The 22,357-nt window shown below is 66.8% G+C and carries 21 protein-coding genes; 18 read left to right on the top strand and 3 right to left on the bottom strand.

The window, feature by feature from the left end:
• Positions 1-28 precede the first annotated feature (28 nt).
• Positions 29-856 carry a ThuA domain-containing protein gene (locus NPJ82_RS09055; RefSeq protein WP_342657095.1) on the bottom strand — a complete coding sequence of 276 codons (828 nt, stop codon included), beginning with the start codon at positions 854-856 and terminating at the stop codon, positions 29-31.
• 223 nt (positions 857-1,079) lie between these two features.
• Between NPJ82_RS09055 and NPJ82_RS09050 the strand changes: the two genes are divergently transcribed.
• The 12 genes from NPJ82_RS09050 (at position 1,080) to NPJ82_RS08995 (ending at position 10,491) form a co-directional block, all read left to right on the top strand.
• Positions 1,080-2,288, top strand: a complete 1,209-nt coding sequence (locus NPJ82_RS09050) for a histidine kinase dimerization/phosphoacceptor domain -containing protein (RefSeq protein ID WP_342657094.1) — start codon at positions 1,080-1,082, stop codon at positions 2,286-2,288.
• 165 nt (positions 2,289-2,453) lie between these two features.
• Positions 2,454-2,885: a curli assembly protein CsgF gene (locus tag NPJ82_RS09045; RefSeq protein WP_235904092.1), complete on the top strand. Its 432-nt coding sequence runs from the start codon at positions 2,454-2,456 to the stop codon at positions 2,883-2,885.
• 24 nt (positions 2,886-2,909) lie between these two features.
• Positions 2,910-3,866, top strand: a complete 957-nt coding sequence (locus NPJ82_RS09040; RefSeq protein WP_342657093.1) for a CsgG/HfaB family protein — start codon at positions 2,910-2,912, stop codon at positions 3,864-3,866.
• 23 nt (positions 3,867-3,889) lie between these two features.
• Positions 3,890-5,611 carry a hypothetical protein gene (locus NPJ82_RS09035; protein ID WP_342657092.1) on the top strand — a complete coding sequence of 574 codons (1,722 nt, stop codon included), beginning with the start codon at positions 3,890-3,892 and terminating at the stop codon, positions 5,609-5,611.
• Positions 5,612-5,625: 14 nt separating this feature from the next.
• Positions 5,626-6,171: a hypothetical protein gene (locus tag NPJ82_RS09030; protein WP_342657091.1), complete on the top strand. Its 546-nt coding sequence runs from the start codon at positions 5,626-5,628 to the stop codon at positions 6,169-6,171.
• A gap of 13 nt (positions 6,172-6,184) precedes the next feature.
• On the top strand, positions 6,185-6,634 hold the full coding sequence (locus NPJ82_RS09025) for a hypothetical protein (RefSeq protein WP_342657090.1): 450 nt from the start codon (positions 6,185-6,187) through the stop codon (positions 6,632-6,634).
• A 63-nt stretch (positions 6,635-6,697) separates the two neighbouring features.
• Positions 6,698-6,853, top strand: a complete 156-nt coding sequence (locus tag NPJ82_RS09020; RefSeq protein WP_162844010.1) for a DUF6771 family protein — start codon at positions 6,698-6,700, stop codon at positions 6,851-6,853.
• A gap of 144 nt (positions 6,854-6,997) precedes the next feature.
• Positions 6,998-7,489 carry a hypothetical protein gene (locus tag NPJ82_RS09015; protein ID WP_342657089.1) on the top strand — a complete coding sequence of 164 codons (492 nt, stop codon included), beginning with the start codon at positions 6,998-7,000 and terminating at the stop codon, positions 7,487-7,489.
• A 3-nt stretch (positions 7,490-7,492) separates the two neighbouring features.
• Complete coding sequence (locus NPJ82_RS09010; protein WP_342657088.1) at positions 7,493-8,512, top strand: SDR family NAD(P)-dependent oxidoreductase; 1,020 nt, start codon at positions 7,493-7,495, stop codon at positions 8,510-8,512.
• A 96-nt stretch (positions 8,513-8,608) separates the two neighbouring features.
• Positions 8,609-9,232 carry a hypothetical protein gene (locus tag NPJ82_RS09005; protein ID WP_342657087.1) on the top strand — a complete coding sequence of 208 codons (624 nt, stop codon included), beginning with the start codon at positions 8,609-8,611 and terminating at the stop codon, positions 9,230-9,232.
• Between the two features lie 164 nt (positions 9,233-9,396).
• On the top strand, positions 9,397-9,708 hold the full coding sequence (locus NPJ82_RS09000) for a hypothetical protein (protein ID WP_149682879.1): 312 nt from the start codon (positions 9,397-9,399) through the stop codon (positions 9,706-9,708).
• A gap of 93 nt (positions 9,709-9,801) precedes the next feature.
• Positions 9,802-10,491, top strand: coding sequence for a hypothetical protein (locus NPJ82_RS08995; protein WP_342657086.1), 690 nt, complete (start codon positions 9,802-9,804; stop codon positions 10,489-10,491).
• A 352-nt stretch (positions 10,492-10,843) separates the two neighbouring features.
• Here the strand turns inward: NPJ82_RS08995 and NPJ82_RS08990 are convergent, their stop codons facing one another.
• Positions 10,844-14,386 (bottom strand): hydantoinase B/oxoprolinase family protein, encoded by a 3,543-nt coding sequence (locus tag NPJ82_RS08990; RefSeq protein WP_342657085.1) that lies wholly within the window; start codon positions 14,384-14,386, stop codon positions 10,844-10,846.
• A 65-nt stretch (positions 14,387-14,451) separates the two neighbouring features.
• Between NPJ82_RS08990 and NPJ82_RS08985 the strand changes: the two genes are divergently transcribed.
• The 4 genes from NPJ82_RS08985 to NPJ82_RS08970 are packed head-to-tail and all read left to right on the top strand — an operon-like array spanning position 14,452 to position 19,311.
• Positions 14,452-15,120 carry a DUF969 domain-containing protein gene (locus tag NPJ82_RS08985; protein ID WP_342657084.1) on the top strand — a complete coding sequence of 223 codons (669 nt, stop codon included), beginning with the start codon at positions 14,452-14,454 and terminating at the stop codon, positions 15,118-15,120.
• A complete protein-coding gene (locus NPJ82_RS08980; RefSeq protein ID WP_342657083.1) occupies positions 15,117-16,073 on the top strand; it encodes a DUF979 domain-containing protein in 957 nt (318 codons plus the stop codon). Before NPJ82_RS08985 ends, NPJ82_RS08980 begins: the two co-directional genes overlap by 4 nt.
• Positions 16,070-17,053 carry a DUF2891 domain-containing protein gene (locus tag NPJ82_RS08975; protein ID WP_342657082.1) on the top strand — a complete coding sequence of 328 codons (984 nt, stop codon included), beginning with the start codon at positions 16,070-16,072 and terminating at the stop codon, positions 17,051-17,053. Before NPJ82_RS08980 ends, NPJ82_RS08975 begins: the two co-directional genes overlap by 4 nt.
• A gap of 2 nt (positions 17,054-17,055) precedes the next feature.
• Positions 17,056-19,311, top strand: a complete 2,256-nt coding sequence (locus NPJ82_RS08970; RefSeq protein WP_342657081.1) for a S9 family peptidase — start codon at positions 17,056-17,058, stop codon at positions 19,309-19,311.
• Here NPJ82_RS08970 and mntR read toward each other — a convergent pair.
• A complete protein-coding gene (gene mntR, locus NPJ82_RS08965; RefSeq protein ID WP_218570834.1) occupies positions 19,275-19,769 on the bottom strand; it encodes a manganese-binding transcriptional regulator MntR in 495 nt (164 codons plus the stop codon). The two genes, NPJ82_RS08970 and mntR, sit on opposite strands and share 37 nt — an antisense overlap.
• 28 nt (positions 19,770-19,797) lie before the next feature.
• On the opposite strand from mntR, the gene NPJ82_RS08960 reads away from it, so the two are divergent.
• On the top strand, positions 19,798-21,891 hold the full coding sequence (locus NPJ82_RS08960) for a TonB-dependent receptor (protein WP_342657080.1): 2,094 nt from the start codon (positions 19,798-19,800) through the stop codon (positions 21,889-21,891).
• A gap of 7 nt (positions 21,892-21,898) precedes the next feature.
• On the top strand, positions 21,899-22,357 hold the full coding sequence (locus tag NPJ82_RS08955; protein ID WP_342657079.1) for a thioredoxin-like domain-containing protein: 459 nt from the start codon (positions 21,899-21,901) through the stop codon (positions 22,355-22,357).

Raw genomic sequence — 22,357 nt, 5'->3', positions numbered from 1 at the left:
CGGGCGGTCGTTCCCGCCCGTTTCCGGTTCAGGCAGGGCAGCGCATCCTGGCGGCCGGCGCGCTCCAGCGGATCGCGTTGCCGATCAGGCGGCGATAATTGACATCGTCATACGCCTCGGGCGTGTGGCCGAGCGCCGAATAGACGATGCGGCCGCGGCCGAGCATGCGCGTCCAGACGATTGGGTGGTCCGCGCCCATGGCCAGCTTGTCGGACGGGCGATAGCTGGTCTCGTCCAGCATCGCGAGTACCGTGGTGCCGGCCGCCCGGGCCGGGCTGGCAAAGGAATACCATTCGTCGCGCGGGTTCCAGGGCAGCGTGACGCCGGCCATTACCGGATGGTCCGGGCGCTCGATGCGGATCGCGGCGGGCTGGATATGATCCTCGCCACCCGGATGGCCGATGAACTTCGCGCCGATCATCTCGCGCTGGTAGAGCGGCCAGCCTTCGCTGCTGTTGTCGCCGGCCGCGTGCAGCGCGACCACGCCGCCGCCGGCCTTCACCCAGTCGGCAAAGGCCTGGCGCTGGACGGGGGTGAACAGGTCGCCGGTGCTGCTGTTGAGGATGATGACCGAGAAGCGCGAAAGATCGCGCGGATTGAAGACGGCGGCGTTCTCGGTGGAGAAGCTGGGCGCGCAGCCCTGCGCGAGGTCGGCGATCACCGCATTCGAATGGGGCAGATGCTCGATATGGCGCCAGCTGTTGGTCTTGGAGAAGATCAATATGCCACCGCGCTTCACCGCTGCGGGGATCGGTGGCGCGACACTGTCCATGACCGGCGCCGGGCGGTGCGGATCGGTGGGCGTTTGCCCCATCAGCAGGGCGAGCGGCGCCAGCGCGAGGAGGCGGCGCATCATGGATGCGTGTTTCCGGGTATCCGGGCCGCGATCCGCCTGTGCATGACATCCATCTCCTTATGCTGGTTTTTCAGCATGATGGATGGTGTCACGGCCCGCGTCCAGCGTGCAGATGCGCACCCTCGCGTCCCCGCGGCGCATATCGCCCAAATCACAACGGTTTAAATTCCACCAGCCGATGCCTATTCTCCTGCAACAGCAAAAGGGGAGCAAGACTGCACGCATGGCCGTGATCGAGCAATCGCCCGGCGGGGATACCGCCACGGGCACCGGAGAACTGCATTACCGCCTGCGCCAACAGTCCGTGCTTGCCGATTTCGGGATCGAGGCGCTGCGTGCGCGCGACCTGGAGCCGATGCTGCAACGCGCCACCGAGCTATGTGCGCAAGGCATGCGCTCGAAATATTGCAAGTTCCTGGAATATCGCCCCGACCGGGAAACGCTGTTGGTGCGCACCGGCGTGGGGTGGGCGCCGGGTGTCGTCGGATCGACCGAGATGCGCACCGATCTGGGATCGCCCGCCGGCTTCGCGCTCCAGACCGGGCAGGGCGTCATCTCCAACCACCTGGAGAATGAGGAACGGTTTCGCACGCCCGAGTTCATGGCGGCGCACAATATCCGCCGCGCGATCAACGTGCTGGTCGAGGCATCCGGCCGCCGCTTCGGCGTGCTGGAGGTGGACAGCCCCGACGAGGGCAATTTCGAGGAAGCCGACCTGGCCTTCATGCAGGGCTTCGCCAACCTGATCGGGGTTGCGATCGAACGGCAGGAGGCGGAGCGCCGACTGGCCGAGGCGGTGGAACATCAGCAATTGCTGACGCGGGAGGCCAGCCACCGGGTGAAGAACAGCCTGTCGCTGGTGTCTGCGATGCTGAACCTCCAGATGCACGAGGACGAGGATCCCCGCGTCGCGCGCCTGCTGGGCGATGCGCAGGCGCGGATCACCGCCATCGCGCAGGCGCACGACCGGCTGTGGCGCGGCGAGAAGGTGGGCATCGTCGCGCTCGACGATCTGGCGTGCGGCATCCTGGAGCAGCTGTCCGAACAGTCGCCGGCGCACGGTATCTCCTGCGACATCGAGCATCTGGAAATCAGTGCCGATACCGCGATTCCGATCGGCCTGATGCTCACCGAACTCGTCACCAACGCGATCAAATATGCCTATGGCGAGGACGGCGGCCCGATCGCGGTGCGGCTGGCGGCGCGGGATGCACGCATCGTGATGACGGTGACGGACGAGGGTGCAGGATTGCCGGACGGCTTCGACGTCAAGGCGGCATCGCGCAAGAGCCTGGGGATGCGGATGATCGTCAGCCTGGCGCGCCAGTTGCGCGGCCGGGTGACGATCGAGAATTGCGCGCGCGGCGCCTGTGCCACGCTCGACATGCCCGATCCGCGCTGTGCCGATCAGATGACCGATCCGGCCGCCTGAGGGCGGCCACGCCTCGTGGTAGCCGGCGATCCCTCAATGGGTAATCCCCTGTTTGAAAGGGGTAAATCCGGTATCTTCGATCACTAACCCCCATACCCAGTGTCTGTTCGGGTGCCGAAGCCTTAGCGATGGATTGTAAATTCCATGAACTGAGGTGGGGGGAGCATGGGGGCGAAAGCGTCCTTGTCGGCGATGTGTCTGCTGTGGGCGGCGGCAGCGGCGGCGCCGTCCTCCGCGCAGGATCTGGTGTACCAGCCGGTCAATCCCAGCTTTGGCGGCAATCCCTTCAACTCGGATCATCTGCTCGGGCTGGCCACGGCGCAGAACAAATATACCGATCCGGCCGCCGCTCGCGCCAATGCGACACAGGCCAATAACTTCGCGCAACAATTGCAGTCCCGGCTGTTGTCGGCCCTTTCGTCGCAGGTGGTCGAGGCCATCTTCGGCGAGAACCCGCAGGAGCAGGGGACGATCAAGTTCGGCGGACAGACCGTGGAGTTCTTCCGCAGCCTGGACGAGGTGACGCTGACGATCACGGATGACGCGACCGGCGGGATCACCACGATCGTCATCCCGACCTTTATCACGGCAAACTGACCGATGCGGCCCCGGACCCTGCTCATGATGGCGCCGCTTCTCGGTGGCTGCACGATGCTGAACACGGCGGACCGTTCGCTGCCCTCGACCGCGCAGCAGGCGATCATCCCCGCCAAGACGACCACGCAGCGGCTGTTGAACGATATCGCGCCGCCGCCGCGGCCGATCGCGATCGCGGTGTATGGCTTCACCGACCAGACCGGACAGTTCAAGCCGAGCGAGGTCGGGCAGACGCTGTCGCGTGCGGTCAGCCAGGGTGGCGGATCGATCCTCGTCAAGGCGCTGCACGATGCCGGCAACCGGCGGTGGTTCACGGTGGTCGAGCGCGAGCAACTGAAGAACCTGCTCAGCGAGCGGCAGATCATCCGGGAGATGCGCGAACGCTATCTGGGCGAAAGCGCGATCAATGCCGATGCGCTGCCGTCGCTGCTGTTCGCCGGCGTCCTGCTGGAAGGGGGCGTCATCGGCTATGACAGCAACACGGTGACGGGGGGCGCGGGTGCGGCCTTTCTGGGCCTGGGTGCCCGCACCGAATATCGGCAGGACACGGTGACGGTGTACCTGCGGGCGGTATCGGTACGCACCGGCGAGGTGCTGGCCAGCGTCTCCTCGTCAAAGACCATCGCGTCGCGGGCGATCAGCGCGAGCACCTTCAAATTCGTCGCCTTCAAGGAATTGCTGGAGGCGGAACTGGGCATCACCAGCAACGAGCCGGACCAGCTCGCCCTGCAACAGGCGATCGAAAAGGCGGTGTTCGGCCTGATCATGGAAGGCATCGACCTGAAGCTGTGGGCCTTCGCCTCACCGGACGCAGGTGCCGAGCAGCTCGATCGCTATCACCGCGAACGCGACGGCGGCTACTCGCCGCAACAGGTGCAGGCCGCCATCGACGGCGCCGCGCGGCTGCCGCCGTTGCAGGTGCATCGCAGGGCATCGCTAGACCCCATCCCGCCTCCACCCGCCGTTCGCAGCACGCTTTGACCGTTCCTTAAGGGAGACCGCGCATGAAGACCCTGATGATCGCATCGACATCTGCGCTTGCATTGTTGGCGGTGCCGGCCTTGGCACAATCCAGCGCGACCATCGACCAGACGGGCGCGGGAAGCTCGGGCAGCGTGGCGATGGTCGACCAGACCGCGACCGCCGCGGCGGCCGATGTGACGATCATTCAGGTCGGTCGCGGCCATCAGGCCACCGTCACGCAGAAAAGCGATGGCCCAACCGCGGGCGATCGTGGCGATACCGCCTATATCCAGCAGGGGTCCTTCGGTGCCCGCGCGACGATCGATCAGCATACGGCGGCAGGCGCCGCGGGTTCCCATGCCAGCATCATGCAGGGAACTTCCCAGGCCACGACCGCGCAATATGGCGGTGGTCACGACAGCGTCATCGATCACGGCTTTGGTCCAGCGACAGCCGATGTCATGCAGACCGGCGGCGGCTTGGTCGGGAACGTGTCGCGGATCGTTCAATTCGGCCGATCGGTAAGTGCCATCGTGGCGCAGGACGGGCAGAACAACTATAGCGAGGTCACGCAGACCGGCGACACCCAGGTCGCGGTGGTGGACCAGGGCGGCCAGTATAACCAGTCCTCGATCAACCAGAGCGGCAGCGGCAATTCGGCCTTCGTCACCCAGTCGATCACCAACGTCGCCGTCGTCGACCAGCAGGGTAAGGACGGCATCGCCTATATCGACCAGAATGGCGGTGGCGGTTCGGTAAGGCTGCTCCAGACGGCGGCGTCGGATGGCGCGGTGGCCGATGTGGGGCAGTCGGTCGCGGGCGGCTCGGTCGATCTGGAGCAACGGGGCGCGGGAACGGTAACGGTCCGGCAAAGCGGCCTGTCGGTCGGCCTATCCGTGCTGCAGCAGGAGGCCAGCAGCGCCACGGTGGTGCAGGGGGGCCGCATCAGCCGTCTGGCGATCCAGCAGTTCGACGGATCGGCAGGCGCCCGGGCCGATGTCGATCAGGGCACGCGCAACGGCGAAATACTGGTGCAGCAAAAGACCGCCGCGCAAGCGGACGTCCTTCAGACCGGCACCAGCGGCTATGTCTTCGTGAACCAGGGCAGGGGCGCGGAGGGATCGTCGGCCGGCGTGGTACAGCAGGGCGACATTAATTCGCTGGTGCTGCACCAGCGCGCCTGGCCCGAGGGCGCTGCAACCGGTCCGGCAGGCTCGGTCGCCACCATCCAGCAGATCGGCGACGGCAACAGCGCGCTCGCCTTTCAACATGGCACCGGGGCGCAATATGCCACCTTGGAGCAGACGGGCACCGCCAATCGTCTGAGCACCTGGCAGGGTGGCCGGGGAAACCAGCAGGTCACGCTGCGTCAGGGCGGCAGCGACAATTTCGCGCAGACGGCGCAGGGGGGAAGGCCTGCGGACGGCGCAACGCCGCTGGATCCTGTCGCGATCGAGGATGCGGCGTCGCAAAACCTGGTCATCGCGCTGGAGCAGCCGGGGAACGGCAACACCGCCGTCCTGACCCAGATCGGACGCGACAACCTGATCGATGGGCGCCAGTCCGGGAACGGCAATGCGGCGGTGGTGACGCAGTTCGGCAACGTCCTGTCGGTCGAGTTTGATCAGTCGGGTAACAACAACCGGATCGACGTGACGCAGGACAGCATGTTCAACAAGGCCAGCATCTACCAGCTCACCGACGACAATGTCGCGAACATCACGCAGAACGGATTCAGCAACACGGCCGTCGTTCGTCAGTAACGGGAGGTACGGTGATGACAGGACCGGCATCGCTTCTGTTGCTGATCATCGGGCAGGTGGCCACCCCCGCGCCGCCATCGGCGCAGCAAAGCGTGCAGATCGATCAGGTGGGCGACGCCGCTGTTACGGCGACCCACCGAGGCGGATCGCGTGGGGCCGTGCGCATCGAGCAGGACGGTGAGCGCAATATGGCGGACGTTACCCAGATGATGGCGCCACCGGGTTATCGGCCCGACGACACCGCCGAAGCGTCGGTTGCGATCTACCAAAGGGGTAGCGGGAACGCCGCATCGGTCCGTCAGTTCGGTATGCAGGGCCTGATGAACGAGGCGATCCTGTCGCAGGACGGGTCGGGCAACATCATGCGACTGGAGCAGTCCGGTGCCGGCAACCGGGCGGAACTGGAGCAGACGGGCGATGGAAACGCCATGGACGCGCGACAGATCGGTGACGGCAATGTCCTGCGCTGGACGCAGACAGGCAGTGGCCTGCCCGATCTCGGCATCACCCAGACCGGCGGCCAGACCATGGCGATCAGCCAGACCGGGCCGGGACGCTAGCATCGCCGCACTGTTGACGATCTTCCTGGTTGCCGGCACAGCACCGGCGGCTGCGCGCCAGCAAGCCGACGCAAGGGCAGCGACACCGGCACAAAAGACGGGGGTGGAACAGATCCGTCCCGCCAGAGCCGGACGCGCCGCGACGACCACCGATATACCGCAGGTTTCGCAAGCCCGGTCGATGGCGCAAAAGGGCATTCCCGCTGCCGCCCCGATCGGTGGACGCGATCGGTGCGATCCCTCCGTCCACACTCCGACGCCTCGGGATATGCTCTGCCGCCCGGACGTGCAGGTATCCCGGCACCCCGCCGAACCCTCCTCGCCGAACACGCGTCGGGTCTCTTCGCTGGTGGAAACCCTTGCCGACGAGACGGGGCGTTCCTCCGGAAATATCGACGACACGGCGGGCGCCATCGCCATTCTGGGCTTTCCGAACGGGGGCGACCCGCCTGCCCGGCGCTGACGCGCGGCGTCGAACGTCGTCGCAGGGGCTTGTCACCGCCACCGCAATCGTCGAAGTCGAGCTATGACCGATCCCATGCTCCACGCCATCACCGCCGTCGTGCGCCGCGCGCCCGAATGGGTGCGGCACGACCTGATGGCCAAGGACGCCGGTACCCGGGAACGTGCCGAGGACGCACTCGCCGCGATGATCGCCGCCGCGTTGCAGGCACAGCCATAGGTTCGCGCCCGGGGGCTTCGTGGCGCGTGGCCCCTTCGATGCGAAAAAGCCCGGCAGGGCTGAACCGCAGCGGCACCCGTTCGTTCTGCTGAAAGAAAATACAATGAAATCATTGGGTTGATTAAAGCACGTTAGGAACGGCGCATGGCACCGACGTTGAAGCCGTTGCACGAGCAGGCGATCGTCATAACCGGCGCCAGCAGCGGCAGCGGCAGCGGCATCGGCCTGGTCACGGCGCGGATGGCGGCCGTGCTGGGCCTTGTTGCGTCGCGGCTGACGGACCGGCTGATGTCGGTCTGGTCCTTCACCTCGCAGCAATCGCGGACCCGCCACGCGAGTGGCGATCATCACCGCGCCTTGTTCGAGGCGGGTTATGGCGGGGAGGAGCGGGTCACGCACGAACCGCATCTGCTCCGCCGGCGCAGCTATTATGTGAAAGCGACGAAGCGACCGGGGCTTGCCGCCGCCACGCTCCTGATCGGTGGCGGGCTTGCCCTTGCACTGGTCCGCCGCAAGCCGCCGACGCGCCCGGAACCGACGCCGCAACTGAGAGAGGTCGAGGAGGTGACGATCATCGCCGCCCTGCCGGACGACGGGCCACACGAACGGCCGCACGCCGACTTCACGGTAGCCTGAGCGATGCGCTCGCTCGGGCTGCTGGCGGCGCTCTCCCTTGCCACAAGTGCACTGGCCGGATGCGCGACCTCGACGCATCTCGGCCGCTCCGAACAGGCGCGCGTGGCAGGACGGACCTATGTTGTCACCGGCGCGTCGAGCGGCCTGGGTCAGGGGGTGGCGCTCAGGCTGGGTGCGCTGCGGGGCAATGTCGTGCTCGCGGCCCGTCGCACCGATCTGCTGGAGGAGGTGGCCACCCAGGTGCGAGAGGCCGGCGGGCAGGCCTTGGTGGTGACGACGGACGTCGCGGATGCCGATCAGGTGGAAGCGCTGGCCGATGCCGCCATAAGCCGCTTCGGCCGGATCGACGTGTGGATGAATATCGCCGGCGTCGGGGCCAATGGCCGTTTCTGGGATGTCCCGGTGGCGGATTATTCGCGCATCGTCGACGTCAATCTGAAGGGCGTGATCTATAGCAGCCACGCCGCGCTTCGCCGCTTTCTGCGCCAAGGTAGCGGAACGCTCGTCAACATGGGTTCGGTGGAGAGCGAGGTGCCGCTCGCCTATCACACGACCTATGCGGCGACCAAGGCCGGGGTGCTCAGCCTGGGCCGATCGCTGAACGAAGAGATACGCCATGCCGGGCACCGGCGCACGATCAAGGTGGCAACGGTGATGCCATGGGCGGTGGATACGCCCTTCTTCCACCACACCGCGAATTACAGCGGCCGCGCCGATCGCATGGTGCTGATGGACGGGCCGGAAAAGGTCGTGCAGGCACTCGTCTGGGTCTCGCTTCACCCCCGCGAGGAATTGCCGGTGGGATGGAAGGCGCAAATGGCATCCACCGCCCATCATCTGTTGCCCGACCTGACCGAGACGATCGCCGCCAATGTGCACCGCGCGCAACTCGAAAAGGGTACGCCAACCCAAGCTACGGCGGGATCGGTTCACCAGCCCATGGCGGAGGGCAGGGGAACGGATGGCGGTGTCAGAGCACGGATGAAGGCCGAAGATGCCGCCGAACCCGCCAATATCCGTTAGCGGCAGCCTTCGCGGATAATGCGCCAGCCGGGCCGCATCGCGACGATGGTCAAGCGCCATATGGCCGGCTAGGATTGCGGCGGAGAAAAGAAGTTCATGCTACCGTCGCAATACCCCTGCGGGCGTGCCCGCGCCTTCATCCGCACCGTTATGCCATCCGCGTGCTTCGCCCTGACCTGCCTGATCGCTAGTCCGGCAAGCGCGATCGACTATGCCGCCCGTGATGTCGGGGACTGGACGGTTGCGGCCAGCAAGGATGGTCAGGGTTGTTTCCTGACGCGTACCTATGACCGCGCCGGCGACACGACCCTGTTGCTCGGCCTGGACGCGGACGGCGCCAACCACCTGTCGGTGCTGAACGCGAACTGGTCGATCAAGCCGAAGGACCGGCTGAAGCTGGATTTCCGGCTGTCGAACGGCGGCTATGCTAAGCATGCCGCCATCGGACTGCGATCGGATGGCAAGCAAGGTTTCGTCACCAGCTTCGAGGCCAAGTTCCCGGCCTATTTCGCCAGGTCGAACGAATTGCATATCGCGCGCGGTGACGTGCCGGTCGAGCGTTTGAATCTTGCCGGCAGCGGCGCGGCGGTCGCCGAATTGCGCCGCTGCGTCGCGGCCCAGCGGCTCGAAGCAAAAGCGGTCAAGGCCCGCAAGCCGCGCGGCGATGATATTCCGGAGGACCCCTTTGCCCCGTCTGCGCCACACCGGTCAAAGAAATAGCTGCATCATCGCCCAGGCAGTTTGCGACGGATCGCCCCGCTGCTGCGCCTTGTGGTTACGCATATTCCACTCGGCACGCGCCGTGCACGGTCGAACAGAAACCGGATTGTGGAACCCTTCCGGCTCAGCTTGATTGTTGCAGTTAGTTAACGAGTGGAAGATGTATGTCTGCTTTTGCGTCAAAATCCCTGTTGGCCGTGGTGACATTGGCCGGTGCCGTCGGCCTCAGCGGCTGCGCCACGAAATCCTATGTCCGCGAACAGATCGCGCCGGTCAGCCAGCGCGTCGACACGCTGGAAGCGCGACTGCAGGAAACCGATGGCACCGCCAAGGCGGCGCTTGCGGAAGCGCAGGCTGCATCCGGCCAGGCGCAGAACAACGCGCAGCGGCTTGACCAGCTCAACGGTCGCGTCGACGGCGTTGATCAGCGTCTGACGGCGCAGGAGCAGCGCCCGGCCAGGCGTCCGCGCCATTGATCGTGCCGATCGGCACGTCATAAAGATTGTTACTGTTACGGATCGGCCGACCCTTGCGGGACGGCCGATCTTTTTTCCGGATATGTCCAACCGATGATCCATGTTCTGCGGGCGCTGACTGGGCTCGCGCTGATCCTTCCGGTCGTGGCGGAGGCGCGCACCACGCGGGTGAAGGCACCCCAACCGGTTTCCGCGGTCAGCGGTGATGCGGAAACACCCATCACCCCGTCGCCGGCCGCCGACCGCGTCGCGCAGTGGGTCGCCACCACGAAGGACAACCGGGCGCTGCCCTGGGCCGTGGTGGACAAGGAAAACGCCGCGCTGTTCCTGTTCGATGGAAAGGGCAAACCGCTCGGTGCGGTCCCGGTGCTGATCGGGATCGCCACCGGGGACACGGCCAGCCCCGGCGTCGGCAACAAGAAGCTCGCCGATCTGGGACCAGCGGAGAAGACCACGCCCGCCGGGCGCTTCCTTGCCAAGTTTGGAATGCCAGTGGCCGGCGAGCGGGTGCTCTGGGTGGATTATGCGACCTCTGTCGCGATCCACCCGATCCCCAAGGACGCGGCGGCGCGGGAAAAGCGGCGGGAGCGCATGTTGTCGCCGACGCCGGAGGACAACCGGATCACCTTTGGATGCATCAACGTGCCCAAGGCCTTTTACGGCCGCGTGCTGCGTCCGTTGTTCCGCGGCAAGGGCGGCTATGTCTATGTGCTGCCCGACAGCACACCGATCGAAGCGGTGTTTCCGCGCCTGCGGGTGCAAGCGGTCGTGAACGGCGGCTAGTTCGGGGTGGCGCCCGAGTGATCCATGCTGCCGTTGAATTTTAATAGCTGTCGAGGAGCGACAAAGCCGCCGATCCAGCTACACCCTGCCGCGTGTATTTCTCTTGATACAAGCTCCCGATACGCTTCTCGAAAGCCAGGCGATCCCTGGGGTGGGATGACACCAGATTGATCCCCCCCGTTCGTCTCGAGTAGTTGTCGAGTAGCGGCAAAGCCGCGTATCGAGACGACGTATCGAGAGACACGTCGCCGCGTGCGGCGCAGGCTCGGTCGGCCCGAAGGCCTGATGCACTCGCCGATCTCATCCAACTCACGACACCGGCACAGGCGATATGCCGGCATCCACTCGGAAGCTATCCCGCTACCCCATATCCCCCGCCACCGGGCGTCTCGATCACGATCCGGTCTCCTGGCGACAGTTCAATCTGGTCGGTCCCCTTCAGGATCTGCACGCTGCCATCGGCACGTTCGACACGCTGCGCACCCGCCATGCCGTCACCGCCGCCGGCAAGGCCGAACGGGGCGACCGTGCGACGTGAAGCGACCAGGGTGACGGTCAGCGGCTCCAGCGCGGTGATCGCCCGAACGGCGCCATCCCCGCCGACATGGTCTCCAGCGCCGCCTGAGCCGCGCCGGATGGCGAAGCGATCGAGGCGGACGGGATAGCGCATCTCCAATATCTCGGGATCGGTGATGCGCGTATTGGTCATGTGCGTGTGGACCGCCGAGGCGCCGTCGAAACCCAGTCCTGCGCCGGCCCCGCCGCAGATCGTCTCATAATATTGATGGGTGTCGTTGCCGAACAGGAAGTTGTTCATCGTCCCTTGTGCCGAGGCGCAGGCATCGAGCGCGCCGAGCAGCGCATTGCACACCGCCTGGCTGACCTCGGTATTCCCTGCCACCACCGCACTGCCCGGTGGTGGCGACAGGAACGATCCATCGGGGATGACGATCGTGAGAGGCGCCAGGCAGCCTTCGTTCAGCGGCAGGTCCTCGCCCACCAGGCAGCGGAATGCGTAGAGTACGACCGCACGGGTGACGGCGGGCGGCGCGTTGAAATTGCCCTGGCTGGCGGGTCCTGTGCCGGTGAAGTCGATTGTCGCCGCGCGGCGCTGATGGTTGATCGTTACCCGAACCTTCAGCGGCGTACCGTCGTCCATCTCGTAATCGAACATGCCGTCCGACAGGCGGGACAGCACCCGGCGGATGCTTTCCTCCGCGTTCGCCATGACATGGCCCATATAGGCGCGGACCACCGGCCAGCCGCGCGCGGCGACCAGCGCGTTCAGTTCCGCAATGCCCGTCGCGTTGGCGGCGAGTTGCGCCTTGATGTCGGCGACGTTGGTATCCGGGCTGCGTGCTGGATAGCGGGCGTCGGCCAGCAGCTGGCGAAAGGCGTCCTCGCGCAGAACGCCGCCATCGACCAGCAGGAAGTCGCTGATCACCACGCCTTCCTCGTCCAGCGTCCGGGAATTGGGCGGGGTCGACCCCGGCGTCAGCCCGCCGATATCGGCGTGATGACCACGATTGGCGACGAAGAAGCGGAGTTCGGTGCCGCCGGCGTCGAACACCGGAGCGATCACCGTCACGTCGGGCAGGTGGGTGCCGCCGTTGAACGGATCGTTCAGCGCGACCACGTCACCGGGCTTCAACGTCGCACCGCGGCTGGCGATCACCGCCCGGACGCTTTCGCCCATCGCGCCGAGATGGACGGGCACATGCGGCGCATTGGCGATCAGCCTGCCGGCCGCATCGAACAGCGCGCACGAGAAGTCCAGCCGCTCCTTCATGTTCACGCTGCTTGCGGTGTTGCGCAATATGACGCCCATCCGCTCGGCGATGCCCATGAACTGCGTGGCGAACAGTTCCAGCTGCACCGGATCGGCGACCGTCGGATCGGGCTCGGCCCGCGCAGGTGCGCCGGTATGGGCCAGCAACAGCTCGCCGCCCGCGCCCACCTCCAGCGTCCAGCCCGGCTCGACCATGGTCGTCGCGATGGCTTCGCGGATCAGTGCCGGGCCGACGATCGTGTCGCCGGGGCGCAGGACTTCGCGGGCATGGACGGGCGTCGCATGCTCTGCGCCGCCGGTCCACACGGCCACCGTCGCGATCGGCGCCGGCAAGCCGCCCTCGCGCGGCGGGAGCGGCGGCGGGGTAACCGGATTGCCCGGCAGGATCGCCTCCACCACCAGGCTTTCGATCACGATGGCGCGATCGGGGCTGTTGAAGCCGAAGCGGGCGCGGTGCGCCTCCTCGAAACTGCCCCGCATCGCGGCCGTCTCGTCCAGGGGTACGCCCAGCGCGGTGTCGGTCCCCGCATAGCGCAGGTTGACGGTGACGACGCGCCGCGCCTCCCCGCCAAGTTCCGCCGCCGCCCCGTCCCCCAATGTGGCGGCCAGCACGTCCAGCGCCTCGCCCAGCGGACGCTCCACCGATCGCTGCCGGATCGCAACCCGGTCCGCCAGCCCCATACCATAGGCCGACAGCACGCCCGCCAACGGATGGATCAACACCCGCCGCATCCCCAGCACCTCGGCGACGCGACACGCATGCTGCCCGCCCGCACCGCCGAAGCATTGCAACGCGAAGTCGGTGACATCCTCACCGCGTTCCAGCGCGACGCGCTTGATCGCGGCGGCCATGTGCGCGACGGCGACCTCCAGAAAGCCCTCTGCGACTGTCCGCGGATCGTCCCCGCCGCCCATCTCGGCAAAGCCACGCCGTGTCGCCTCGACGTCGAGCGGCTGGTCACCGTCCGGGCCGAAAACCGCCGGGAAGTGCTCCGGCTGGATCTTGCCAACCAAGACGTTGGCGTCGGTCACGGTCAACGGCCCGCCGCGCCGATAACAGGCGGGGCCGGGATTGGCGCCTGCGCTGTCCGGGCCGACGCGGAAGCGTGCGCCGTCGAAATGCAGGATCGATCCCCCGCCGGCTGCAACCGTCTCGATCGCCATCATCGGCACGCGCATCTCGACCCCGGCGACCTCGGCATCCAGCACGCGCTCGAACTTGCCCGCATACAGCGCGACATCGGTGGAGGTGCCCCCCATGTCGAAGCCGATGACCCGGTCGAACCCGGCCGCCTCCGCGGTCCTTGCCGCCGCCACTACCCCGCCTGCCGGACCGGACAGTATCGCGTCCTTCCCCTCGAACACCCGCGCATCCGCCAACCCGCCACTCGACTGCATGAAATGCAACCCCACTCCACCCAGTGCGTCGGCGACCCGGTCGACATAGCGCCGCAGGACGGGGGACAGGTAGGCGTCGACGGTGGTGGTTCGGCCGCGGGCGACGAGGCCGATGAGGGGGCTGACGGCGTGGCTGGCGGAAACCTGTGCGAAGCCCGCGGCACGGGCCAGTTCCGCGACCCTTGCCTCAACCCCCGGATGCGCCCACGCATGAGCCAGGGCGATCGCCGCCGATTCATAACCCTCGACGCGCTTGGCGGCGAGCAACGTCGCCACCTCCGCTTCGTCGAGCGAGGAGACGCTTTCCCCGTCGCGGTCGATGCGTCCGCCGATCTCGATCACGCCGTCGTACAGCGGTGCAGCGACATGGATCGCGAGATCGAACAGGCGCGGCCTCGTCTGGTTTCCAATCGCCAGCAGGTCCGCAAAACCGCGGTCCACGACCAGCAACGTGCGTGCGCCCTTGCGCTCCAGCAGTGCGTTGGTGGCGACCGTCGTACCCATCTTCACTTCTGCGATACGGGCGGGCGGCAAAGGCTCGTCGTCGGCTAATTTCAGCACCTGCCGAATGCCCGCGACGGCCGCATCGGCGTAGCGTTCCGGGTTTTCACTCAGCAACTTGGCCGTGGTCAGCGAACCGTCCGGTGCCCGTGCGACGATATCCGTGAACGTGCCACCGCGATCGATCCAGAAAGCCCAGCGTGTCATGATCGTTGCTGCCTCATGGGCCAACGTATACGAAAGGGTGAGAGGGGCGTGAAGGGGGCTGGGATTTGCTGGTACTGTCGGGGATCGCCATCATCGTCATCGGCTTCCTTGTCGGGGTCAATCCGCTGTTGGTGGTGACGGTGGCGGCGTTGGCGAGTGCGGCGGCGGCGGGGCATGGGCCGGTGGAGGTCGTGGCACTGATCGGCAAGGCGTTCGTGGAGGGTCGGTTCCTGGCGGTGGTGTGGCTGGCGCTGCCGATGGTCGGGCTGCTGGAGCGGGCAGGGTTGCGGGAGCGGGCGCGGGGAATCGTGCAGGGGTTGAGGCGGGCGACGACCGGGCGGGTGTTGCTGGGCTATCTGGTGCTGCGCCAGATCACTGCTGCGCTGGGGCTGACCTCGCTTGGCGGGCATGTGCCGATGGTGCGGCCGATCGTCGCGCCGATGGCGGAAGGCGCCGAGGCGCGTGACGAGCATACCCCCCTGGACCGTGACACACGGGACCATATTCGCGCGCATGCCGCCGCCGTGGACAATATCGGTCTGTTCTTCGGCGAGGACGTGTTCATCGCAATCGGATCGATCCTGCTGATCCGTGCGATCCTGGAGCAGGAAGGCATCGTCGTCGCGCCGCTGAGCGTCGCCGTCTGGGCGATCCCGACGGCCATCGCGGCCTTCGGGATCCACGGCACGCGATTGATGCTGCTGGATCGTCGCCTGAAGGCGCGGCGGGCGTGATCGGACTGGATGCAGTAGGGATTGCCGCGGCGACGTTGCCGGGGGCAGTGGCGGTTCATCATGCGTTCGACCGGTCGGAGGCGACGCGGTGGCGCAATGCTGGGTTCTGGGCGATCTTTGCGACGTTGCTGGGGGCGGGGCCGTGGCTGCCGGACCTGTTGAACGGCTGTCTGGTGCTGGTGATGGTCGGTCTGGCGACCTGGGGATTGCGACCCGCGCCGGTTGCAAGCAGCGATGACGCGGCACGAACGGCCAGCGCGGGGCGGATCGGCAACCGGCTGTTCGTGCCGGCACTGGCGTTGCCCGTCCTGACGCTGGCCGGCACCTTGCTGATCCCCGACGGCCGGATTGCCGGCATGTCCCTGATCGATCCCAAGCAGGTGACGCTGGTCGCGATGGTGGCCGGGGCGTTCGTCGCGCTGCTGCTGGCGATGCGCCTGACCCGGCCGCCGCGATCCGCACCGGTGGGAGAGGCACGGCGGCTGGTGGATGCGATCGGCTGGGCGATGGTGCTGCCGCAGATGCTGGCCGCCCTTGGCGGCGTGTTCGCGATGGCGGGCGTCGGCAAGGTGGTGGCCGACGGCGTGGTGAACGTCGTCGCACTCGACACGCCGCTGGCGGCAACGATCGCCTACTGCATCGGCATGGCGCTGTTCACGATCGTAATGGGCAACGCCTTTGCCGCGTTCCCGATCATGACCGCGGGCATCGGCCTGCCGATCGTCATCCGGCAATTCGGCGGTGACCCGGCCGTGGTCGCGGCGCTGGGCATGCTGTCCGGCTTTTGCGGAACGCTGATGACGCCGATGGCGGCCAATTTCAACATCGTGCCCGCCGTCGTGCTGGAGTTGCGCGACCGGTTCGGCGTGATCCGCGTGCAATGGCCGACCGCCATCCTGTTGCTGGCGTTCAACATCGCGGTGCTGGCCCTGTGCGCTTTCCCGAAAGGATGACGATGTACCCCGATCTAGCCGCCCATTTCGCGCGTATCGCGCTGGGCCATGTCACGCGAGATTATCCGCACAAGGCCGATCACGTCATGACCGGCGACGCGGACGCCTATATCCCGCGGGTCGTGCATCCAATCTTCTTCGGCAGCTTCGACTGGCACAGTTGCGTCCACGGCTATTGGCTACTCGCGCGTGTCCGCCGCCTGTTTCCGGATGGAGCGGAGGCCGGGGCGATTGACGCGTTGTTTGCGGATGCGTTCACGCCGGACAAGGTGGAGGCGGAGCGCGCCTATCTCGACCGCCCTGCATCGCGCGGGTTCGAGCGCCCCTATGGCTGGGCCTGGCTGCTGATGCTGGCGAGCGAGTTGCGGGTCGCGGGCAGCGTGCATGCCGATACTTTGCAGCCGCTCGCGGATGCCTTCGTCGCGCGCTTTCGTGCGCATCTGCCGATGCTGACCTATCCGGTGCGTGTCGGTACGCACGCCAACACCGCCTTCGCACTGGTGCTGGCCGATCGATATGCGCGGGTTGCCGACGACTGCGCGCTGCGCGGCCAGTTGACCAGCCGTGCGCGGGAGTGGTTCGCCGCGGACCGCGCGGCGCAGGCGTGGGAGCCGAGCGGCGAAGACTTCCTGTCGCCCGTACTGATGGAGGCGCTGGCGATGCAGCGCCTGTTGCCTCCGGATGAGTTTGCGCCGTGGTTCAGCGCGTTCCTGCCCGATCTGGCGCGCGGCGAACCGGCGCCGCTGTTGACGCCGGCAAGGGTCAGCGATCGCAGCGATGGCAAGATCGCCCATCTCGACGGACTGAACCTCAGCCGCGCCTGGGCGATGCGCGCACTGGCAAAGGCAACGGGCAGCGACGTGCTGGAGGATGCGGCCGAGCGCCACCTTGCCGCCGCGATCGGCGAGGTCGCAGGCGACTATATGGGCGAACACTGGCTGGCGAGCTTTGCCTTGCTGGCGCTGACGGGGGTGGATTGATCATGCGGGGATATGCGTTTCTGGCGACGGCAGTGCTGGGTCTTTCCTGTGCCGCGGTGCAGGCACAGACGGCGCCCGCCACTGCGCCGCTGACCGTGGAGCGGATCTTTGGCGGGCAGGGGGTTCCGTTCGAGCATGTCGATGGCGGTGAATGGACGCCCGACGGGACCGGCTTCATTGCGATCGAGGGGGCAAAGGATGCCGCGGGGGGCACCGATCTGGTCCGCTACGATGCGCGGACCAATGCCCGTGCGGTGATCGTGCCGGCGAGTGCGCTGGTCGACACGGCAACCGGAAAGCCGATTGCTATCGAAAGCTATGCCTTCTCGCCCGACCGACGCAAGCTGCTGATCCTGACGAATGGACAGCCATTTCGCCGGACCCGCGCGAAGGGCGATTACTGGCTGTTCGACATGGACAGTCGTTCGCTACGCCGGATCGGCGGCGATGCGCCCGCCGCCAGCCTGATGTACGCCGAGTTTTCGCCAGACGGATCGCGCATCGCCTATGTACGCGACAACAACCTGTACGTCGAAGGGGTGAGCGGCGGCGAGCCGCGCCGACTGACCCAGGATGGCGACGCGCTGATCGTCAACGGTCTTGGCGATTGGGTGTATGAGGAGGAATTCTACCTGCGCAAGGCGTGGCGGTGGAGCCCGGATTCGCGGCGTATCGCCTTTTGGCGGTTCGACACCTCCAGCGTCGGCACATTTTCGATGATCACCAACACGGTGGGGCAATATTCGCGGGTGATCCCGCTGCAATATCCCAAGGTCGGCACCGCCAATTCCGCAGTGAAGGTCGGCACCGTCGACGTCGCCAGCGGGGCCACCACCTGGGTCAAGCTGGAGGGTGATCCGCGGCAATTTTACGTACCGCAGATGAGTTGGGCGCCGGACTCCCGCGCGGTCTTCCTGCAACAGGCGAACCGCTTGCAGAACGACTTTGCGGTCATGCTGGCCGATGCCGACACCGGTACGACGACGCGGCTGTTCGACGAACGCGATGCCGCTTGGGTGGAGGCCAATCCCGATCCGACCTGGACGGATAGCGGCCGCGGTTTCACCTGGATGAGCGAGCGTGACGGCTGGCGACACCTGTATGTCGCGTCGCGCGACGGCAAGACGATGCAGCTGCGCACGCCGGGACAGTTCGACGTGATCGACGTGCTGCTGGTCGATGCGAAGAACAATCGGGTGTGGTTCACCGCCGCGCCAGGCGATCCCACCCGCCGCTATCTATACCGCGCAACGCTGTCCGGACGCGTGCGGGTGGAGCGGGTGACGCCGGCGGGACAGCCCGGCACGCATGATTACGACATCGCGCCGGGCGGGCGCTATGCCCGGCATGTCTTTTCCACCTTCGACACCGCACCGGTGACCGAGATGATCGACCTGGCGACGCATCGCCCGGTTCGCGTACTCGCCCGCAATGCCGCCGCCAATGCGGTGGTGCAGGGGCAGGGGCTGGGCAAGACCGAGTTCCTGCGGCTGGACATTGGCGGCGGCACCATGCTGGATGCATGGCTGATCAAGCCCAGGAACTTCGATCCGGCCAAGCGTTATCCGATCCTGTTCCAGGTTTACGGCGAACCATGGGGACAGACCGTCGCCGACAAGTTCGGTGGCAACACCGCGCTGTGGCACCGGATGCTCGCCGAGCGCGGCTATCTGGTCGCAAGCATCGATCCGCGCGGCACCGCATCGCCCCGGGGCCGGGCATGGCGCAAGAGCATCTATCGGCAGGTCGGCATCCTCGCCTCCGCCGATCTGGCGGCCGGCGTCACCCGGATGCTGGCCGATCGGTCCTATATCGACCCGGCCCGTGTCGGCATCTGGGGATGGAGCGGCGGCGGATCGATGACGCTGAACGCGTTGTTCCGCTATCCGGACCTTTACAAGACCGGGATCGCGGTGGCCGCGGTCGCCGACCAGATGCTGTACGACACCATCTATCAGGAACGCTATATGGGTCTGCCGACGGGGAACGCCGACGGCTATCGTAACGGGTCGCCGATCAATTTCGCGGACAGGTTGAAGGGCAATCTGCTCATCATCCACGGCACCGGCGACGACAATGTGCATTACCAGAATCTGGAGCAACTGGCGGACCGGCTGATCGCGGCCAACAAGCCGTTCCAGATGATGGCCTATCCGGATCGCTCGCACGGCATTTACGAGAAGCCGGGGACGAGCGTGCACCTGTATTCGCTGATGACCCGCTATCTGGAGGAAAGGTTGCCGCCGGGCGGACGCTGATCGGCCAGCTGGGCGGTCAGCGCCTTCAGCCGGGCAAGCGTGGTTTCGCTGACATGATGCTCGATCCCCTCGGAATCGAGCGCGGCGGTGGCGGGGTCGACGCCGATGGCGAGCAGGAAGTCCTGCACGATCCGGTGCCGCTCGCGCGCGACGCGGGCAAGTTCTTCGCCGGCGGGCGTCAGGAACAGCGATCGATAGGGCCGGTTCTGGACCAGTCCCTCGCGGCTCAATCGCTGCACGACTTTTGATGCGGTGGCCAGGGTGACGCCGGTATGCTCGGCCAGATCGGTCAGGCGCGCCTCGCCGAACCGCGCGATCAGGTCGCCGATCAGCTCGACATAATCCTCCGCCATTTCCGTCTGATGCGCCTCGCGCACCTTACGAAAGGCGGCGGCGCGAGTGTCTGGGTTCTGGCTTTCGGTCATCACGGCGTCCGGGTGCATTGCGGCTTGTCGCATGGGAAGCGCCGCACTACAAATATTAGCCATGGCTAAATCAATGTGCCGGGTCATCATCCTGCTTGCCGCGTCGACGTGCCCGGCGGCGGTGCAGGCGCAGGCCGGGGCGCCATCCGGCGATATCGTGGTGACGGGAACGCGCACGCCGCGCACGGTGCGCGAGGCGCCGGTCAGGACCGACATCATCGGTGAGACCATCCTGGCCGCCACCGCGCCGCGCAGCCTGGCCGATGCGCTGGACTGGCTGCCGGGCGCGCGGTCGGAGAGTAATTGCCAGAATTGCAACACGACCGAGATCCAGTTGCTGGGGCTGCCGGGGGCGTACAACCAGATCCTGCTCGACGGGTTGCCCTTGGTCAGCGGCGTCGCCGCCGTGTACGGGGTGGAGCAACTGCCCGCGGTGCTGATCGACCGGATCGAGGTGGTGAAGGGCGGCGGCTCCGCGCTGTACGGGCCGGGCGCGGTGGCGGGTGTGGTCAACGTCCTGCCGGTCAAACCGCTGCGCTCCGGGATACGCGGCACGCTGGATCATAGTCGGCTGGCGGGGGAGAGTGAGGTAACGGGCTCCGCGATGGGGACGCTGGCGCTGGGCGGCGGCGGGGCGGTCAGCGTGTATGGGCAGGCCGCGCGTCAGCCGGGGGTGGACCTGAACCGCGACGGCTATACCGAACTGGCGCGGTTGCGGCAGTGGAGCGGGGGCGTGCGGGGCAACGTGGCGGTCGGCGTAGCGACGCGGGTAGCGGTCGATTACCAGTATAGCGACGAGCGGCGGCGGGGCGGCAATCTGCTGAACCGTGCACCGCACCTCGCCAATATCGCGGAGGCGGTGGACAGCCGCGTGCACCGCGCCAGCCTGAGCGTCGAGCAAAGGCTTGCGGAGGCGACTTCGCTGACGGGCGTATATGCGCTGTCGCATGTCACGCGCGGCAGCTTCTATGGCGGGCTGGGCGATGTGGCGGTCGATCCCGCCGCACCCGGCTATGATGCAACGGCATTTGCTGCGGCCGAGGCGGTCAGTCGCCGCCAATATGGCGCGACGCGCGACACGCTGCACTTCGGCGAGCTGCGCCTTGCCGCCACCCGCGGGGCACATGACGTGCAACTGGGCGTTCAATATCGCGGCGAGCGCGTGGACGATCGCAATCTCGACGCGGACGGGCGCTTTCTGGGCACGCTGAGCAAGGGAAGTTTTTCGACCCTGGGGGCATTTGCGCAGGACGAATGGTCGCTGTCGGGCGCGATCCGGTTGCTGCTCGGGGCGCGGATCGATCGCAGTTCAGTGCTGGACGACGTGATCGCCTCGCCGCGGATCGGGCTGTGGTGGTCGCCGTCGCCACCATTGGTGGTGCGGGCAAACTGGTCGACCGGATACCGCGCGCCGGAGATCTTCAGCGAGGATGTACATGTCGCGGTGTTGGGCGCGGCGCCGGTGCGGGTGCGCAATGTGGGGGGGTTGGAGGCGGAGCGGGCGGACAGTCTGGCGCTGGGGTTCGACTGGCGGCCGGGGTGGGGGAGCGGGGCGCTGACGCTGGACGGGCAATTCTATCGCACCACCATCCGCAACACCTTCTTTCTGGGCGAAATTCGCGAGGACGCAGGCGGCCTGTTCCAGTTGCGGGACAATGCGGGAGGCAGCACGGTGACGGGGGTCGAGCTGAACGCCAGCGTGCGGGTGGACGCGCGGTTGCGGCTGACGGTGGGCGCGGCGTGGATCGATGCACGGTATGATGACGCGCAACTGGTGTTCGAGGGAGAGGGGCGGCAGCTCTTCACCCGGCGTTACCTGAAAAGTCCGCGCTGGAACGCGATCGGGCAGGCGGTGTGGACGGTCTCGCCACGGCTCGATGGATTTCTGGGCGTGCGCTATGTCGGGCCGATGGATGTGCTGAACAATCGGTTGGGTGCGATCCGGCGCAGTTCCGCCTTTCTGGTCGCCGACCTGAGCGCGACGCGCCACCTGCAGGTCGGTCAGGACCGCGAGATCGACGTGACGCTGGGGTTGCGCAACGTCACCGATGCTCGGCAGCGCGACCTGGAAACGGGTGCGACGCGCGACAGCGACTATGTTTATGGCCCGCGCAGCCCGCGCACCCTGTTCGTGCAGGCCCGTGCGCATTTCTAGGCGGACGATGCTGGCGGGCCTGCTGGCGATACCCGGCGGCGTGACGGCCGCCGCGCCGCCGCGGCTGGAGCGGCTGGACCGGGGGCGCCTGATACCCGCCGGGCTGGCACCGGCGACCCGGCGGCTGCTGGTCTATTGCGGGGCGAGCTGGTGCGGGCCGTGCCGGGCGTTCCTCCCCACCTTGAAAGCCGCCCATCGCCGCCTGACCGAAAGCGGATCGGACGCCGAGATCGTCTATGCCGGCGACGATGCCGAGCCCCGCGCGCACCGGGATTACGTCATGCGCGAGCGGATGCCCTGGCTGCTCGTGCGCCACGACGATCCGGCGCGCAGACGCCTGCGGGGGCTGGGCGGTACGGCGTTGCCGGGCCTGTTGCTGCTCGATCGGGACGGTGGCGTGCTGGGATCGAGTTGGCGTGGCGACGGGGTGAGCGTGCCGGCCGCTTTTCTGGATGCCGTGCGCTGA

The sequence above is a fragment of the Sphingomonas sp. NY01 genome, assembly GCF_038809135.1.
GTDB lineage: Bacteria > Pseudomonadota > Alphaproteobacteria > Sphingomonadales > Sphingomonadaceae > Sphingomonas > Sphingomonas carotinifaciens.
The sequence above is the reverse complement of the archived record's forward strand: the minus strand, read 5'-3'. Positions and strand labels throughout refer to the sequence as shown.

Bases quoted from the DNA above. Each gene is read 5' to 3' on its own strand.
- NPJ82_RS09040 (WP_342657093.1), top strand. From the start codon at position 2,910: ATGATGGCGCCGCTTCTCGGTGGCTGCACGATGCTGAACACGGCGGAC.
- NPJ82_RS09000 (WP_149682879.1), top strand. From the start codon at position 9,397: ATGTCTGCTTTTGCGTCAAAATCCCTGTTGGCCGTGGTGACATTGGCC.
- NPJ82_RS08995 (WP_342657086.1), top strand. From the start codon at position 9,802: ATGATCCATGTTCTGCGGGCGCTGACTGGGCTCGCGCTGATCCTTCCG.
- NPJ82_RS08970 (WP_342657081.1), top strand. From the start codon at position 17,056: ATGCGGGGATATGCGTTTCTGGCGACGGCAGTGCTGGGTCTTTCCTGT.
- NPJ82_RS09020 (WP_162844010.1), top strand. From the start codon at position 6,698: ATGACCGATCCCATGCTCCACGCCATCACCGCCGTCGTGCGCCGCGCG.
- NPJ82_RS08960 (WP_342657080.1), top strand. From the start codon at position 19,798: ATGGCTAAATCAATGTGCCGGGTCATCATCCTGCTTGCCGCGTCGACG.
- NPJ82_RS09030 (WP_342657091.1), top strand. From the start codon at position 5,626: ATGACAGGACCGGCATCGCTTCTGTTGCTGATCATCGGGCAGGTGGCC.
- NPJ82_RS09015 (WP_342657089.1), top strand. From the start codon at position 6,998: ATGGCACCGACGTTGAAGCCGTTGCACGAGCAGGCGATCGTCATAACC.
- NPJ82_RS08955 (WP_342657079.1), top strand. From the start codon at position 21,899: ATGCTGGCGGGCCTGCTGGCGATACCCGGCGGCGTGACGGCCGCCGCG.
- NPJ82_RS09035 (WP_342657092.1), top strand. From the start codon at position 3,890: ATGAAGACCCTGATGATCGCATCGACATCTGCGCTTGCATTGTTGGCG.
- NPJ82_RS09010 (WP_342657088.1), top strand. From the start codon at position 7,493: ATGCGCTCGCTCGGGCTGCTGGCGGCGCTCTCCCTTGCCACAAGTGCA.
- NPJ82_RS08975 (WP_342657082.1), top strand. From the start codon at position 16,070: ATGACGATGTACCCCGATCTAGCCGCCCATTTCGCGCGTATCGCGCTG.
- NPJ82_RS09005 (WP_342657087.1), top strand. From the start codon at position 8,609: ATGCTACCGTCGCAATACCCCTGCGGGCGTGCCCGCGCCTTCATCCGC.
- NPJ82_RS09050 (WP_342657094.1), top strand. From the start codon at position 1,080: ATGGCCGTGATCGAGCAATCGCCCGGCGGGGATACCGCCACGGGCACC.
- mntR (WP_218570834.1), bottom strand. From the start codon at position 19,769: ATGCGACAAGCCGCAATGCACCCGGACGCCGTGATGACCGAAAGCCAG.
- NPJ82_RS09055 (WP_342657095.1), bottom strand. From the start codon at position 856: ATGATGCGCCGCCTCCTCGCGCTGGCGCCGCTCGCCCTGCTGATGGGG.
- NPJ82_RS08990 (WP_342657085.1), bottom strand. From the start codon at position 14,386: ATGACACGCTGGGCTTTCTGGATCGATCGCGGTGGCACGTTCACGGAT.
- NPJ82_RS09045 (WP_235904092.1), top strand. From the start codon at position 2,454: ATGGGGGCGAAAGCGTCCTTGTCGGCGATGTGTCTGCTGTGGGCGGCG.